Raw genomic sequence first — 15,858 nt, forward strand, 5'->3', positions numbered from 1 at the left:
CGTTCGTCCGTGTGCACGGTTGGCGGCGCGTCCGGCCCGCGCGGGTCCCGTCGCACTGGTCGCGTTCCGCGCGGCGTGACACGTTCCGGTGATGTCGGGCCGGTGATGCCGGTCACTGCGGTCGGGGGCGTCCCGCGTGCGGGAACCGTTTCCCTCCGCAAATTGCAGGCAAAAGGTGACGGGCCCCGGTGGTGTCGATCCGGTCCGGCCGGGACGGCACGGCGCCGCTCCGGGCGGGAACAGGCGGGGCCGGAGGGCGCTCGCCCACCCGCGCAGGGCGGCCCGGGCGGACTGCGATGCCCTTCTCCGGGCGGGGTCTGAACGGGAAAGACCGTCATCCCGTACGAACATACGAAGCCGAAGCCCACCCGCAACCGTGGAATGAGAGAGCCATGCTTCCCGTTAGCATGGACATCCGCACCGATCAAGGCCATTTGGGGAAGGTGTCATGACTGCCAACGTCGACGGAGTGCCCGCCAAATTCGCGACACTCGGGCTGACCTACGACGACGTGCTGCTGCTGCCGGGCTCGTCGGACATGGCGCCCGACCAGATCGACACCGCCTCGCACATCTCGAAGAACGTCCGGGTCAACATCCCGCTGCTCTCCGCCGCCATGGACAAGGTCACCGAGTCGCGCATGGCGATCGCGATGGCCCGTCAGGGCGGCGTCGGTGTTCTGCACCGCAACCTGTCCATCGAGGACCAGGCCAACCAGGTCGACCTGGTGAAGCGCTCCGAGTCCGGCATGGTCACCGACCCGATCACCGTGCACCCGGACGCCACGCTCGTCGAGGCCGACGCGATCTGCGCCAAGTTCCGCATCTCCGGTGTGCCGGTCACCGACGGCGGCGGCAAGCTGCTCGGCATCGTCACCAACCGCGACATGGCCTTCGAGACCGACCGTTCGCAGCAGGTGCGCGACGTCATGACGCCGATGCCGCTGGTCACCGGCAAGGTCGGCATCTCCGGTCACGACGCGATGCAGCTCCTGCGCCGCCACAAGATCGAGAAGCTTCCGCTGGTCGACGACGCGGGCGTCCTCAAGGGCCTCATCACGGTCAAGGACTTCGTCAAGGCCGAGAAGTACCCCAACGCCGCCAAGGACGGCGAGGGCCGCCTGCTGGTCGGCGCGGCCGTCGGTGTCGCGGGCGACGCCTTCGAGCGGGCCCAGGCGCTGATCGAGGCCGGCGTCGACTTCATCGTCGTCGACACGGCGCACGGTCACTCCCGGCTGGTCGGCGACATGGTCGCCAAGATCAAGTCGAACTCCTCGGGCGTGGACGTCATCGGCGGCAACATCGCCACCCGCGAGGGCGCGCAGGCGCTGATCGACGCCGGCGTCGACGGCATCAAGGTCGGTGTCGGCCCCGGTTCCATCTGCACCACGCGTGTCGTCGCCGGCATCGGCGTCCCCCAGGTCACGGCCATCTACGAGGCCTCGCTCGCCGCCAAGGCGGCCGGCGTCCCGGTCATCGGCGACGGCGGCCTCCAGTACTCGGGCGACATCGCCAAGGCCCTGGTCGCGGGCGCCGACACGGTGATGCTCGGTTCGCTGCTCGCGGGCTGCGAGGAGTCCCCGGGCGAGCTGCTCTTCATCAACGGCAAGCAGTTCAAGTCGTACCGCGGCATGGGCTCCCTGGGTGCCATGCAGTCCCGTGGCGAGCAGCGCTCCTTCTCCAAGGACCGCTACTTCCAGGAGGGCGTCGCCTCCGACGAGAAGCTCGTCCCCGAGGGCATCGAGGGCCAGGTGCCCTACCGCGGCCCGCTCTCCGCGGTCGTCCACCAACTGGTCGGCGGTCTGCGGCAGTCGATGTTCTACGTCGGCGGCCGTACGGTTCCCGAGCTCCAGGAGCGCGGCCGGTTCGTGCGCATCACCTCGGCGGGCCTCAAGGAGAGCCACCCGCACGACATCCAGATGACGGTCGAGGCGCCGAACTACAGCCGCCTCAAGTAGTCATCCGTACACCTGATCGGTCTTCCCCGCGCGCGTGAAGACCCGCCACGAGGGCGGCCCCGGAGGTTCCGGGGCCGCCCTTGTCGTGGGCGTCGGGGATACTGGGAGGCGCAGAAGCGAAGAGGGAAAGGCCACAACGTGACTGAGATCGAGATCGGGCGCGGCAAGCGCGGCCGCCGGGCGTACGCCTTCGACGACATCGCCGTCGTCCCGAGCCGCCGTACGCGGGACCCGAAGGAGGTCTCGATCGCCTGGCAGATCGACGCCTACCGCTTCGAGCTGCCCTTCCTGGCCGCCCCCATGGACTCGGTCGTCTCCCCGGCCACCGCGATCCGTATCGGTGAGCTGGGCGGCCTGGGCGTCCTGAACCTGGAAGGCCTCTGGACGCGGTACGACGACCCGCAGCCGCTGCTCGACGAGATCGCCGGACTGGACTCGGAGAGCGCGACGCGCCGGCTCCAGGAGATCTACGCGGCTCCCATCAAGGAAGAGCTGATCGGGCAGCGCATCAAGGAGGTGCGTGACTCCGGTGTCGTCACCGCCGCCGCGCTCTCCCCGCAGCGCACGGCGCAGTTCTCCAAGGCCGTCGTCGACGCGGGCGTGGACATCTTCGTCATCCGCGGTACGACGGTGTCGGCCGAGCACGTCTCGGGTGCCGCCGAACCGCTGAACCTGAAGCAGTTCATCTACGAGCTCGACGTCCCGGTGATCGTCGGCGGCTGCGCCACCTACACCGCGGCGCTGCACCTGATGCGTACGGGCGCGGCCGGTGTCCTCGTCGGCTTCGGCGGCGGCGCCGCGCACACCACCCGCAACGTCCTGGGCATCCAGGTCCCGATGGCCACCGCCGTCGCGGACGTCGCCGCGGCCCGCCGCGACTACATGGACGAGTCCGGCGGCCGGTACGTGCACGTCATCGCCGACGGCGGTGTCGGCTGGTCCGGCGACCTCCCCAAGGCCATCGCCTGCGGCGCCGACTCCGTGATGATGGGCTCCCCGCTCGCGCGCGCCACCGACGCGCCGGGCCGCGGCCACCACTGGGGCATGGAGGCGGTGAACGAGGAGCTGCCGCGCGGCAAGAAGGTCGACCTCGGCACCGTCGGCACCATCGAGGAGATCCTCACCGGCCCGTCGCACATCCCGGACGGCTCGATGAACATCTTCGGCGCCCTGCGCCGCGCGATGGCCACCACCGGCTACAGCGAGCTGAAGGAGTTCCAGCGCGTCGAGGTGACGGTGGCGGACGCCCAGCACAAGCGGTAGTTCGTACGAAGCCTGCACGTAGGAGGGGCCCCCACCGAATCGGTGGGGGCCCCTCCTACGTGTCCGGGCCTGTCGGCCCGGAAGTCGGTGTCTCAGTCCCCGGTCTTGCGGGCGCTCTGGAAGGCCACGTAGGCCGCGACCGCGAAGAAGACGAAGGTCAGCGGGTCGGCGTTGTCCTTCCACGCCTGCTGGACCACGCTGAAGTGGTCGAAGAAGATCGTGCTGAAGCTGAGACCGGTCTCGTCGGCGCCGATCATGGCCTCGCCGATGAGCTGGCCGAGGTAGATCGCGGCCACGGAGACGATCACGCTGACGACCGGGAGGGTCTGGCTGCGACCGCCGACGCGGCCGGCGGCGATGCCGACGAGGAAGCCGACACCGACGGCGGCGTAGCCGATCTCGTGCTTGGTGAGGCCGATGACCAGGCCGTACAGGATCGCGGAGACCACGCCGGCGCCGATGGAGGCGACGAGGCCGAGCGGGAAGTTGTTGCGCACCGGGGCGGCCGGGGCGACGGGCGCGACCGGGAAGCCCGGCTGGGGCGCGCCCTGCGGAGCACCCTGCGGCGCGGCGGCCTTCTCCAGGACGGGCGGCTGGTCGGCGGGTGCGGCGGGCGCGTCCGCGTACGGGTTGGCGTCGACCGGTGGACCGGACGGCGGCGTCGACTGAGTCATGTGGTTCCCCCCAGGGATGCGGGCGCACGAGGTGTGCGCTTGGGATGCCGCGCACACCTGTCGGCGCCCGGGGCAGGGGCGCACGTGTGTGCGAGAGCTGCCGCAGATTAGCAGGGGGGAGTGACAATCCGTGAGGCGATTTCCCCGGCTCAGAGCCGGTGTGCCGCCCCGGTCGGGGTCGCCCCCCTTGTGTCCAGGAGGAGTTGGGCCTTCACGGACAGTCCTTGCAGGTCGTAGGTGCGGTGCTGCTGGAGCAGGATCGTCAGGTCGGCGTCGGCCGCGGCCTCGTAGAGGGAGTCCGCGCGCGGGACGGGCCGCCCGAGGACGCTCCAGGCCGGTACGTGCGGGTCGTGGTAGCTGACGGAGGCGCCGAGTTCCATGAGGCGTACGGCGATCTCGTGGGCGGGGGAGCCCTGTTGGTCGGCGATGTCGGCCTTGTAGGTGATGCCCAGGAGGAGCACCCGCGCGGCCCGGGCGGACTTGCCGTGCTCGTTGAGCAGCGCGGCGGCGCGCTGGATGACGTACTGGGGCATGTGGTTGTTGACCTGCCGGGCCAGTTCGACCATCCGCAGCGGGCGTCCGGAGGGGCCGCCGAGGTCCTGGGCGATCCCGTGGCCGCCGACTCCCGGGCCGGGCCGGAACGCCTGGAACCCGAACGGCTTGGTCTCCGCGCAGCGGATGACGTCCCACAGGTCGACGCCCAGGTCGTGGCAGAGCACGGCCATCTCGTTGACGAGGGCGATGTTGACGTGCCGGAAATTGGTCTCCAGGACCTGCACCGTCTCCGCCTCGCGGGGCCCGCGCGCGCGGACGACCTTGTCGGTGAGCCGTCCGTAGAAGGCGGCGGCCGACTCGGTGCACGCGGGGGTGAGGCCGCCGATGACCTTCGGTGTCCCGGCGGGCGTGAAGTCCCGGTTGCCGGGGTCGACCCGGCTGGGCGAGTAGGCGAGGTGGAAATCGCGTCCCGCGCGCAGTCCCGAGCCGGTTTCGAGGAGCGGGCGCAGGAACGCCTCGGTGGTGCCGGGGTGCACCGGCGATTCCAGGATGACCGTGGTGTGCGGGCGCAGCCGTGCGGCCAGGGTGCGGGCCGCCGCCTCGACCTGGCCGAGGTCCAGGGCGCCGTCCGCGCCCCGCGGGGTCGGCGCGCAGATGACGGCGGTGCGGACGCGGCCCAGCTCGGCCGGGTTGGTGGCCGGGCGGAAGCCGCCCGCGAGCATCCGGCGCAGTTCCGCGGCGGTGAGGGAGCCGCCTTCCGGGCCGGTTCTGTAGCCGAGGGTGGGGATGCCGGCGGCGACGGCGGCCTGGGCCAGGGGCAGGCCGAGGTGACCGAGTCCGATGACGGCGAGGTCTGCGGGCATGGAGTGGGCCGTCCTTCCCAGTAACCGATGCGGGACAGGTGCGCAAGCCCTGTGGACAGGATGGGCGAGAGCAATGTCAGACTAGGAGTAAATATGACCGATTTGCGGGATTGATCGATCAAGATTCCTTGCGCGTCGCCCAGAGTTGTCCACAGGCTGAGGACGGACGGTGGCCGATGAGGGGAGAGACGGTCAGACTTTGGGCAGGGGGGATGTGAGCCGGGCGTCGCCGGACGGGTGCGGCCAGCGCGACCTACAGCGGGAGGCAGCGGTGAGGACAGCGACACTGGGGCCGGCGGAGCGTGCCGAGTCACTGGCGGGAATGGCCGAGGGCGAGCTGGACGTGCTGGTCGTGGGCGCGGGCGTGGTCGGCGCGGGCACCGCGCTGGACTCCGCGACACGCGGCCTGTCCACCGGACTGGTCGAGGCGCGTGACTGGGCGTCGGGCACGTCGAGCAGATCCAGCAAACTGATCCACGGCGGCCTGCGCTATCTGGAGATGCTCGACTTCGCGCTCGTCCGCGAGGCGCTGAAGGAACGCGGCCTGCTGCTCGAACGGCTGGCGCCGCACCTGGTGAAGCCCGTCCCGTTCCTCTACCCGCTCCAGCACAAGGGCTGGGAGCGGCTGTATGCAGGGTCCGGCGTCGCGCTGTACGACGCGATGTCGATGGCCCGCGGGCACGGCCGCGGCCTGCCCGGCCACCGCCACCTCAGCCGCCGGCACGCCCTGCGCGTCGCGCCGGCCCTCAAGAAGGACGCGCTGATCGGCGCCCTGCAGTACTACGACGCCCAGATGGACGACGCCCGCTATGTGGCGACCCTGGTGCGCACGGCGGCTTCGTACGGGGCGAAGGTCGCCAACCGCGCGCGGGTCACCGGTTTCCTGCGCGAGGGCGAGCGGGTGGTCGGGGCCCGGGTGCGCGACGTCGAGGGCGGCGGCGAGTACGAGGTCCGCGCCCGGCAGATCGTCAACGCCACGGGCGTGTGGACCGACGACACCCAGGCCATGGTCGGGGAGCGGGGCCAGTTCCACGTCCGCGCCTCCAAGGGCATCCACCTGGTCGTGCCGAAGGACCGCATCCACTCCACGACGGGCCTGATCCTGCGCACCGAGAAGTCCGTGCTGTTCGTGATCCCGTGGGGCCGCCACTGGATCATCGGCACCACCGACACCGACTGGGACCTCGACAAGGCCCACCCGGCCGCCTCCAGCGCGGACATCGACTATCTGCTGGAGCATGTGAACTCGGTGCTCTCCGTGCCGCTCACCCGCGACGACGTCGAAGGGGTGTACGCGGGGCTGCGGCCGCTGCTGGCCGGCGAGTCGGACGCCACCAGCAAGCTGTCGCGCGAGCACACCGTGGCCCACCCGGTGCCCGGACTCGTGGTCGTGGCCGGCGGCAAGTACACGACCTACCGGGTCATGGCCAAGGACGCGGTGGACGAGGCGGTGCACGGCCTCGACCAGCGGGTCGCCGAATGCGTCACGGAGGACATCCCGCTGCTCGGCGCCGAGGGGTACCGCGCGCTGTGGAACGCGCGGGCGCGGATCGCGGCGCGCACCGGCATCCACGTGGTGCGTGTGGAGCACCTGCTGAACCGGTACGGGTCGCTGGCCGAGGAACTCCTCGCCCTCATCGCGGCGGACCCCTCCCTCGGCGAGCCGCTGCCGGCCGCCGAGGACTACCTCCGGGCCGAGATCGTCTACGCCGCCTCGCACGAGGGCGCCCGCCACCTGGACGACGTCCTGACCCGGCGTACGCGCATCTCCATCGAGACCTTCGACCGGGGCACCCGCAGCGCCCTGGAGGCCGCCGAGCTGATGGCGCCGGTCCTCGGCTGGGACAAGGAGCAGATCGAGCGCGAGGTGGAGCACTACGAGAAGCGGGTCGAGGCCGAGCGGGAGTCCCAGCGCCAGCCGGACGACCTGACGGCGGACGCGGCCCGGCTGGGGGCGCCGGACATCGTGCAGTTCTGACCGGCCCTCCCGTGGATGTCACTCGAACGGGTGTGGTGAGCCGGGATCTCTGTTCGCGGCCCGGCCGTTCTACGAGGTGCGGGGACAGAACTCGGCGGCGAGCAGGGCCGGTTCGAGTGCCGGGTCCGTGACCCCGTCCGTGTTCACCCGGAAGGTGAGGACGCGGCGGCCGTCGGCGGTGGCCGCGCTGCGCACGTAGCTGCCGGAGATCCGGCCGTTGTGTCCCCACACCGTGGTCCCGCACGGCAGCTTCACCGGGAACAGGCCCATGCCGTACGAGCCATGTGCGGCGCGGGTGTCGAGCATCTCGCGCAGCCAGTGCGAGGGCAGCAGCGTGCCGTCGAGCAGGGCCGCGTAGAAGCGGTTCAGATCGGCCAGCGTGCTCACGAGCTCACCCGCCGCGCCGGCCACGCGCGGGTCGAGTTCGGTGACGTCGGAGCCGTCGGCGGCGTAGGCGCGGCCGTGCGGCGCGGGAAGCGACACACGGTGGCCGGGAAACGAAGTGCCGGTCAGGTGAAGGGGGTTGATGATGCGCCGCTCGGCCTCGGTGGCGTACGAGTGTCCGGTGACCTGCTCGACGATCATGCCGAGCACCACATAGTTCGTGTTCGAGTAGGCGAAGCGGCCGGGGTCGGCCGGGGGATGGGTGAGTGCGATGCGCAAGGCCTGAGGAGCGGTCACGGGGACGGCGCCCCGGGTCGTCGCGGTGAAGTCGTAGAGGCCGCTGGTGTGCCGGAGCAGGGCGCGCAGGGTGATGCGGCGGCCGTCGTTGCCCGCGCCGCGCACCAGGCCGGGCAGATGCTCCTCGACGGAGTCGGACAGGGACAGCCGTTGCTCGGCGGCGAGTTGCAGGACGACCGTCGCGATGAACGACTTGGTGATGCTTCCGGCACGGAAATGGTCGGAGCGGGCAATTCCGTTTCCGTCGCTCGCGAAACGTGAACCGGTCACGTCGTCGGCGAGCAGAGCGGCGGCGGGGGCGCCGCCACGGGTCACCAGGCGGGCCAGCGCGGCGTCCGAGGCCCGGGTGACAGCCGTTCGCGCGGCGGCCGGAGTCTGCCCCGGCAGGTCGGCCCCGACCGCGACGAGCAGCGCCAGGGACAGGGGTATGGCCACAAGTGTCCGAGGTGTCCGGGGCGCTGGCATCGCGGGGTCCTTCCTTGTCGCGGCCATCATGAGGCATGTCGCTGTGTTCGCGGCCGGCGCGGGGGCCGGTCCGGGAAACGGGCGCTGCGGACCCGTAAGGCCGTGGTTGCGGGGCACTCGTGCGCTGCGGGGCGCCGTCGCGGGCGAGCCGCCGACGGGGTCCGGGCGTCTCAGTGGCCGAGCTGTTGCGGTTCCAGGGGCCCCCAGGGCGCTGGGCACTTGTCGGGTGGGGGACAATGGAGGCTCTGTCAGGGCGGGTTGCATGAGGGGACGCATGTCGGAGGCGGAGCGGGCGGGAGCATCCCGTCAGGACAAGAGCGAACGTCTCCTCGCCGGGCGGTACCGGCTGGGGGATGTTCTCGGCCGCGGCGGCATGGGCACCGTGTGGCGCGCCGAGGACGAGACCCTGGGCCGAACGGTCGCCGTGAAGGAACTGCGGTTCCCCTCGGCCATCGACGAGGACGAGAAGCGCCGGCTGATCACGCGCACGCTGCGGGAGGCCAAGGCCATCGCGCGGATCCGCAACAGCGGCGCGGTGACGGTCTTCGACGTGGTCGACGAGGACAACCGGCCCTGGATCGTCATGGAACTCATCGAGGGCAAGTCCCTCGCCGAGGCCATCCGTGAGGACGGGCTGCTCACGCCGAGGCGCGCGGCCGAGGTGGGGCTCGCGATCCTCGACGTGCTCCAGGCGGCGCACCGCGAGGGCATCCTGCACCGCGACGTGAAGCCGTCGAACGTGCTGATCTCCGGCGACGACGGCCGGGTCGTGCTCACCGACTTCGGCATCGCCCAGGTGGAGGGCGACCCGTCCATCACCTCGACCGGCATGCTCGTCGGCGCGCCCTCGTACATCTCGCCGGAGCGGGCGCGCGGCCACAAGCCCGGACCCGCGGCCGACCTGTGGTCGCTGGGCGGTCTGCTGTACGCGTCGGTCGAGGGCGTGCCGCCGTACGACAAGGGCTCCGCGATCGCGACGCTCACCGCGGTCATGACCGAGCCGGTCGAACAGCCCAAGAACGCGGGCCCGCTGGAGAAGGTGATCTACGGCCTGCTCGCCAAGGATCCCGAGCAGCGGCTCGACGACGCGGGCGCCCGGGCCATGCTCAACGAGGTGCTGCGCGCGCCCGACCCCGAGCGGAACGTGCCGGAGCCGCCGGACGCGACGAAGGTCGTGGCCATGCCGCCGCTGCCGGACGAACCGGGTCGGCGGGGCGGCTCGGCCGGTGCCAAGAAGGGCGAGGAGCCCTCGGAGCGGCTGCGCGGGGCCCTGCGTTCGGTGCGCAAGGCCGCGACCGCGGCCGGTGCCGCCACGGCGGCGGCCACGTCGGCGGCGACGGCCCGTGCCAAGGCGGCCGGCAGCCCGGACACCGCGCAGGCGGCCGGGGCCGCCAAGACGGCCTCCCCGCAGGCGGGTTCGGGGTCCGGAGCGGAGGCCGGCCAGACCGGCGGCACCTCCGTGGCGGCCACCGCCGTGAACGCGTCCGTGCCGGGAGGGACGGGCGGTTCCGACGGCAAGGCGGGGAACTCCGCCTCCACCACCGCGGGCGGCAGGCGCGGCGGTTCGGGATCCGGGTGGCCGGTGGCGCCCGAGCGCCCGGCGCGTCCGGCGCCCAAGGCCTCACTCACCGATGTCGTGCCGCTGCGGACGCTGGTGATCCTCGCGGTCGTCGTGGCGCTGGTCGTGGTCGGCACCGTGCTGGCCATCACGCTCGGCGGAGGCGACGACAACGGCGCCAAGGGCGGTGGCGGCGCCAAGGCGACCGCCTCCAGCGGAGCGGCCGCCGGCAGCGGGAAGAACGGCGACGACAGCAAGAGCAAGGGCGGCGACAAGAGCAAGGACGACGCCGCCCACACCGACAGCGGCGACAAGTCCGGCTCCGGCTCGGACGACGCCTCCTCGGACACGGGGACGGGCACGAGCACCGGCGACGCGGACGGCTCGAACGGCTCGGGCGGCGACGGCAAGGAATCGGGTTCGGGTTCCACCGCCGTGACGACGTACAAGAGCGGGCAGGGCTTCTCGATCGGGCTGCCGAAGGGATGGAAGTACGAGTCCCAGGACGCCGCGGGAGCCCGGTTCACCGGCCCCGACGGGCAGAAGCTCCTCGTCGGCTGGACGTCGACGCCCAAGGACGACCCGGTCGCGGACTGGGAGAACCAGGAGCGCTACATGGTGCGCTCCCAGTACAAGAAGATCCACATAGAGAGCGTGAGCTACCGCAGTTGGAACACGGCCGACTGGGAGTTCACCTACGTGGACGGCGGCACGAAGTTCCACTCGATCGACCGGGGTTTCGTGGTGAACGCGCACCAGGGCTACGCGCTCATGTACACGGCCAAGGACGCCGCGTGGGACGGCGCGCTGCGCAAGAGCACGTGGGCCACGCTGGCCGCGACCTTCCAGCCGAAGTCGTGACGTACCGCTCGCAACGGTGACGTTCCGCTACGAGCGATGCCCGAGATCTCGCATCACCGCTCTGCGGGTTGCCTCGGGCACGTATCGTGAGTGGTTGCGGACCGAACGAAGCCACAACGGGACGCACGGCGAACGGAATTGACCAACCGGTCGGCTGGGGGAGCATCGTGGACGACTACGCGGGACGGGTACTCGCCGACCGCTACCGCCTGCCCCTGCCGCCGTCCGACGAGTACGAACTCGCCGAGAGCCGGGCCTTCGACACCTACAGCGGGCAGGAAGTCCTGGTACGGCAGGTGCCGTTGCCGGAGGTCGTCGAGGCCGAGGTGCTCGACGCGGACGGGCTGCCCGACGGGTTCGTGGCCCGGGACGGCGGCGTGCGGCGGGCGTCGGCCCGCTCCACCCGGCGGCCCACCGAACCGGCGGTCCTGCGCGCGATCGACGCGGCGCAGGCGGCCGCCCGCATCCCCGACCACCCCCGGCTCGACCAGGTCTTCGACGTGTTCGCCGAGGGCGGCTCGCTGTGGATCGTCAGCGAGCTGGTGCCCGCGAGGCCGCTGGCCGCGCTGCTCGCCGAGAAGCCGCTCAGCCCCTACCGCGCCGCGGAGGTCGCCGCCGACGTCCTCACCGCGCTGCGGGTCCTGCACGCGCACGGCTGGGTGCACCGGAACATCACCGTGCGTACGGTGCTCGTCTGCGACGACGGCCGCGTCCTCCTCACCGGGCTGGCGGCCGGGGCCGCCGAAGAGGCGCTGTGCGGGTACGACCCGGTGCCCGCGCCGGAGGACGACCTGACGGCCGGTCACGGAGCCTTCCCGGGCGCCGGGCAGCCCGGTGACGCCGGTCCGGCCGGGCCGGGAGTTCCCCAGGGCGGCCCGGGAGGCGGGCAGGGCGCCGCGGGCGGGCGGGGGCCCGTCGCCGGTGCCGGATTCGGCGGTGCCCCGCGCGGTGTCGCCGTCGCGGCCACGAGTGGCGCCGACGCCGAAGCGGCCCGGCGGGCCGCGATCGAGGCCCGCGCCGAGCAGGGAACGCCGGTTCCGGGCAGCCCGGTCCCCGGTGCGCCCGTGGCCGGCCGGGGACCGCGTGCCCTCGAAGCCGGCGGTCCGGCGGGACCGGGCCGTCCGGCGGGAGGCGCCGGTCCGGACGGCGGACCGGAGACCGGCGGGCAGGCCGAGGGCGGCGAGGACGACATCCGTGCCGCGCGTGCCGGGGCCATCGCCGCGTACCGCGCCGGAGCGCGTGCCGCCGCCCGCGTACAGGGAGAGCGCCGGGGCGACCCGCTCGCCCTTCCGTCCCCGCGTCCTTCAGCCCCCGGCGACCGGACCGGCCAGAACGGCCGCTACGACGCCTCCCCGCAGGCCCAGGCCCCCACGCCGCACCTTCCCGGCCAGGACGGCCGGTACAGCACCTCTACGCACCCGTCCGGGTCCCAGGCCGGCACCCCGCCGCGGCTTCCCGGCCAGGCCGGTGGTTCGTCGGCGCACGGGGTGCCGCCGGGGCAGATAGCCGACCCGTACGGCGTCGGCGGCACCGGGAGGTACGGAGTCCAGGCACGCCCCGGCGCGGGGCCGGCCGGGGGTGACACGGCGTACGGCCGTTCCGCGCTCGCGCCCGGACAGGCCCCCTACGGCACGGGACAGGGCGGCCGTCCCGGCGTCCCGGCCCCCGGAGGGCCCCTCGGCGGCGGGCGGACCCCGGACGACGGCCGGTCCACCGGCGGCTTCCCGGCGTCCGGCGGCGGCCAAGTGCCCGTACCGCCCGGCGGCTTCACCGGCACGGGGCACGCCCGTGTGCCCGGCGTCTCCCCGGCCCCCGACCACACGCGGGCGCCCGGTGCTCCGCAGGGACTCGCTCCCGCCCCGCACCCCTCCGGCAGGCCCGGCGGGGGCTGGGGCGACCTGGTCGCCGGGGCCCCGCCGCGCCGGGGGCCCGCCACCGCGCTCGCGGCCGAGCGGGCCCGGCAGGCGCGGATGGCCGTCGTCGGGCCGGTCACCGAACGCTGGGCGCCCGAGCAGGCCGGACCGGTGCACGAGAACTGGCAGTTGGCGGCTCCGATCGGACCGGCGACCGACCTGTGGGCGCTCGGCGCACTGCTCTTCCGCGCCGTGCAGGGGCACGCCCCCTACCCGGAGGAGAACACCGCCGAACTGGTCCAGTTGGTGTGCGCGGAACCGCCCGCCTTCGCCGAGGAGTGCGGGCCGCTGCGGCCCGTCGTCGAGTCGCTGCTGCGCCAGGACCCCACCGAACGGCTCGACTTCGAGGAACTGCGCGGCTGGCTGCGGTCGCTGGTGCGCTCCGCGCCGGAGCCCGAGGCCGGGGCGCACGTCGTGTCCGTACCGCCGGCCGACCCGAGTCGGCTGCCGATCGTACGGCGCCGGGGCGAACTCGTCCGCAGGCGCCGTGCCGGGCTGCCCGCGACCAGCGCGCACGCCCGCCACAAGCGGGCCAGGCAGGAGAACGCCGCAGGTCCGCGCCGGCTGGGCCGGAACCTCCTCCTGCTGATCCTGCTCCTGCTGGCCGCCGCGGTCACGTACGCGGTCGTCTTCATGCCCAAGGCGGACCGGAGCGGCACCGACGACGGGCGGACCGGCGCCGCCGGACAGGCGGGCCCCGCCACACAGCCCGGTGGCGATCCGACCGCGAGCAACGCCCCCGGCTCCGACCAGACCTCGCCCGACCCCGACAAGAGCCCCTCGGGGAAGTCCAGTTCGACCTCCTCGCACACCACCGCCGATCCCGGTGTCGCCGACGGGTTCACCCTGCGCAAGGATCCCGAGGGATTCCGGATCGCCGTGGCGAGCGGCTGGACGCGTTCGCCGAAGAACGGCAGGGGCCAGATCGTCTACTCCCAGGGGGACTTCGAGCTCATCGTCGTCCCCGGGCGGGACGGCACCGCCACGTACGGCAGCGACCCCATGACGTATCAGCGGGAGAGCGAGAAGGAGTTGCAGCCCTTCCGGGACTCGACCTGGGCGACCTCCAGCGGGATGCGGCGGATCGACGTGGGCGGCAAGGCGATGGCCGAGGGCCAGTTCACCTGGCAGGACTCCGCGGGGCACTCGCTCTACGTGCGCAACCTCGCCATCCTGATCGCGGGGCACTACCACGTGGTGCAGGTCCGCGGCCCGGACGCCGAACGCGACGAGGTCTCGCGGCTGTACGAGCAGGCGTCGTCGACGTACCAAGTCGGCCACTGAGCAACCCTTTTGCCCACCGCACGCCCTGTTTGGCCAGGCGGGGGCCGGTGAACACCGAACGGTTCCCTTCCGTACAGGGATGGGACAACCGTCACAGTGAGGTCTCCGTACGACCCCGCTTGTTCCCAGGGTGGGCACCGCTCCTTAGTCTGACCCTGTCAAGACCATTGCGGGGAAACGTGAATCAGATGCAGGGCCTGCTCCTCGCGGGCCGCTACCGGCTTGTCGAATCCATCGGCAGCGGTGGCATGGGCCGTGTTTGGCGCGCCCACGACGAGGTGCTGCACCGCGCCGTCGCGGTCAAGGAGCTGACCGCCGCGCTCTACGTCTCCGACAGTGAGCAGAGCGTCCTGCTGGCCCGCACCCGTGCCGAGGCCCGCGCCGCCGCGCGCATCAACCACTCCGCCGTCGTCACCGTGCACGACGTCCTCGATCACGACGGCCGCCCCTGGATCGTGATGGAGCTGGTCGAGGGCGAGTCGCTGGCCGACGCGGTGAAGGAGCGCGGCCGCATCGAGCCGCGCGAGGCCGCGCGCATCGGCCTGTGGGTCCTGCGGGCCCTGCGCGCCGCGCACGCGGCGGGCGTCCTGCACCGCGACATCAAGCCCGGCAACGTCCTGCTCGGCCGCGACAACCGGGTGCTGCTCACCGACTTCGGCATCGCCCAGATCGAGGGCGACACCACCATCACCCGCACCGGAGAGGTCGTCGGCTCCGTCGACTACCTCGCCCCGGAGCGGGTGCGCGGCCACGACCCGGGCCCGGCGTCCGACCTGTGGGCGCTCGGCGCCACGCTGTACACGGCGGTCGAGGGCCGGTCGCCGTTCCGCCGCACCTCGCCCATCGGCACCATGCAGGCCGTCGTCGAGGAGGAACCCGCCGAACCGGTCAACGCGGGAGTGCTGGGGCCCGTCCTCGCCGCGCTGCTGCGCAAGGATCCGGCCGAGCGGCCCGGCTCCGAGCAGGTCGAGCAGATGCTCGCCGAGGCGGCGGAGGGACGACTGCCGGAAGGGGCGCCGTCGCACGCGCCGACGGGGCGGCCCGCGTACGACACCACGGAGACGCGGACCGGCACCGGTACCCGCGCGCACACGGCCGCCACCACGCCGTACCGGCCGGTGACGATCGGGCAGGTGCCCGCGCCGCCGAAGCGGCACCGCCTGCGCACGTTCGCCCTGGTCATGGCCCTGGCAGGGGTCGTCGGCGGGGGCGTCGCGGTCACGTTGCAGCACTTCGGCACGGGCGGCGGCCCCGGCGGCTCCGCCTCCGCGTCGTCGACGGGAAGCGCCGACGACAAGCCGAGCGACAAGCCGAGTTCCAAGCCGAGCGACAAGGGCGGTCAGGGGTCGCTCCCCGCGGGCTGGGAGCGGCGCGATGACCCGGTGGGCTTCAGCATCTCCCTGCCCAAGGGGTGGACGCGCTCCGTCTCCATCGACAAGGACGGCCTCCAGCAGGTCGACTTCACGCCCGACCAGGGCAAGCACCTCGTACGGGTCGCCGTCGACACCGATCCGGACTTCAGCTCCTCGTACGAGCACATGAGCGACCTGGACGAGAACCTCTCGAGTCGGCTGCGGAACTACAGCCAACTGCTCCTCAAGGAGGAGCTCTTCCGGGACCGGCCGGGCGCCCGCTGGGAGTACACGTGGGACGCCCTGGCCAAGGACCCGCCGCACTACTTCCCGGGCCCCTACCACGCGATCGACGTCGGGTACATGAACAGTGACGGCACCGAGTACGCCGTCTACGAGTCCTCGCCCGCCGGCGAGTGGACCGCCACCGAGAAGCAGTTCGGCGTGATCCTGCGGAGCTTCCAGGAGGGCTGATCCGCGCCCGGGGCCCGGGCGCGTGCCGTCGGCTGTCCCG

At 72.7% G+C, this 15,858-nt stretch carries 9 protein-coding genes; 6 read left to right on the forward strand and 3 right to left on the reverse strand.

The window, feature by feature from the left end:
* Positions 1 to 448: 448 nt before the first annotated feature.
* Together guaB and ACZ4TO_RS20530 are read left to right on the forward strand one after the other, a co-directional pair.
* Complete coding sequence (gene guaB, locus ACZ4TO_RS20525) at positions 449 to 1,957, forward strand: IMP dehydrogenase (protein WP_382793079.1); 1,509 nt, start codon at positions 449 to 451, stop codon at positions 1,955 to 1,957.
* Positions 1,958 to 2,095: 138 nt separating this feature from the next.
* Complete coding sequence (locus ACZ4TO_RS20530; protein ID WP_339130981.1) at positions 2,096 to 3,220, forward strand: GuaB3 family IMP dehydrogenase-related protein; 1,125 nt, start codon at positions 2,096 to 2,098, stop codon at positions 3,218 to 3,220.
* A gap of 92 nt (positions 3,221 to 3,312) precedes the next feature.
* Here ACZ4TO_RS20530 and ACZ4TO_RS20535 read toward each other — a convergent pair whose 3' ends face one another.
* Both ACZ4TO_RS20535 and ACZ4TO_RS20540 read right to left on the reverse strand, forming a co-directional pair.
* Positions 3,313 to 3,894, reverse strand: coding sequence for a hypothetical protein (locus ACZ4TO_RS20535; protein WP_385048702.1), 582 nt, complete (start codon positions 3,892 to 3,894; stop codon positions 3,313 to 3,315).
* Positions 3,895 to 4,043: 149 nt separating this feature from the next.
* Positions 4,044 to 5,252, reverse strand: coding sequence for a nucleotide sugar dehydrogenase (locus tag ACZ4TO_RS20540; RefSeq protein WP_382793086.1), 1,209 nt, complete (start codon positions 5,250 to 5,252; stop codon positions 4,044 to 4,046).
* A gap of 271 nt (positions 5,253 to 5,523) precedes the next feature.
* On the opposite strand from ACZ4TO_RS20540, the gene ACZ4TO_RS20545 reads away from it, so the two are divergent.
* Complete coding sequence (locus ACZ4TO_RS20545; RefSeq protein ID WP_382793088.1) at positions 5,524 to 7,230, forward strand: glycerol-3-phosphate dehydrogenase/oxidase; 1,707 nt, start codon at positions 5,524 to 5,526, stop codon at positions 7,228 to 7,230.
* Between the two features lie 69 nt (positions 7,231 to 7,299).
* Here ACZ4TO_RS20545 and ACZ4TO_RS20550 read toward each other — a convergent pair whose 3' ends face one another.
* Positions 7,300 to 8,376, reverse strand: a complete 1,077-nt coding sequence (locus ACZ4TO_RS20550; protein WP_468024918.1) for a serine hydrolase domain-containing protein — start codon at positions 8,374 to 8,376, stop codon at positions 7,300 to 7,302.
* Positions 8,377 to 8,650: 274 nt separating this feature from the next.
* Between ACZ4TO_RS20550 and ACZ4TO_RS20555 the strand changes: the two genes are divergently transcribed.
* The 3 genes from ACZ4TO_RS20555 (at position 8,651) to ACZ4TO_RS20565 (ending at position 15,818) form a co-directional block, all read left to right on the forward strand.
* A complete protein-coding gene (locus ACZ4TO_RS20555; protein ID WP_468025052.1) occupies positions 8,651 to 10,795 on the forward strand; it encodes a serine/threonine-protein kinase in 2,145 nt (714 codons plus the stop codon).
* A 167-nt stretch (positions 10,796 to 10,962) separates the two neighbouring features.
* The gene (locus ACZ4TO_RS20560; protein ID WP_468024919.1) at positions 10,963 to 13,992 is read left to right on the forward strand and encodes a protein kinase; all 3,030 of its coding nucleotides are present in this window, start codon (positions 10,963 to 10,965) and stop codon (positions 13,990 to 13,992) included.
* Between the two features lie 188 nt (positions 13,993 to 14,180).
* The gene (locus tag ACZ4TO_RS20565) at positions 14,181 to 15,818 is read left to right on the forward strand and encodes a serine/threonine-protein kinase (protein ID WP_468025053.1); all 1,638 of its coding nucleotides are present in this window, start codon (positions 14,181 to 14,183) and stop codon (positions 15,816 to 15,818) included.
* The last annotated feature ends 40 nt before the right edge of the window (positions 15,819 to 15,858 follow it).

It is taken from the genome of Streptomyces sp. NPDC028298, from assembly GCF_055565895.1.

Bases quoted from the DNA above. Each gene is read 5' to 3' on its own strand.
- guaB (WP_382793079.1), top strand. From the start codon at position 449: ATGACTGCCAACGTCGACGGAGTGCCCGCCAAATTCGCGACACTCGGG.
- ACZ4TO_RS20535 (WP_385048702.1), bottom strand. From the start codon at position 3,894: ATGACTCAGTCGACGCCGCCGTCCGGTCCACCGGTCGACGCCAACCCG.
- ACZ4TO_RS20540 (WP_382793086.1), bottom strand. From the start codon at position 5,252: ATGCCCGCAGACCTCGCCGTCATCGGACTCGGTCACCTCGGCCTGCCC.
- ACZ4TO_RS20550 (WP_468024918.1), bottom strand. From the start codon at position 8,376: ATGCCAGCGCCCCGGACACCTCGGACACTTGTGGCCATACCCCTGTCC.
- ACZ4TO_RS20555 (WP_468025052.1), top strand. From the start codon at position 8,651: ATGTCGGAGGCGGAGCGGGCGGGAGCATCCCGTCAGGACAAGAGCGAA.
- ACZ4TO_RS20565 (WP_468025053.1), top strand. From the start codon at position 14,181: ATGCAGGGCCTGCTCCTCGCGGGCCGCTACCGGCTTGTCGAATCCATC.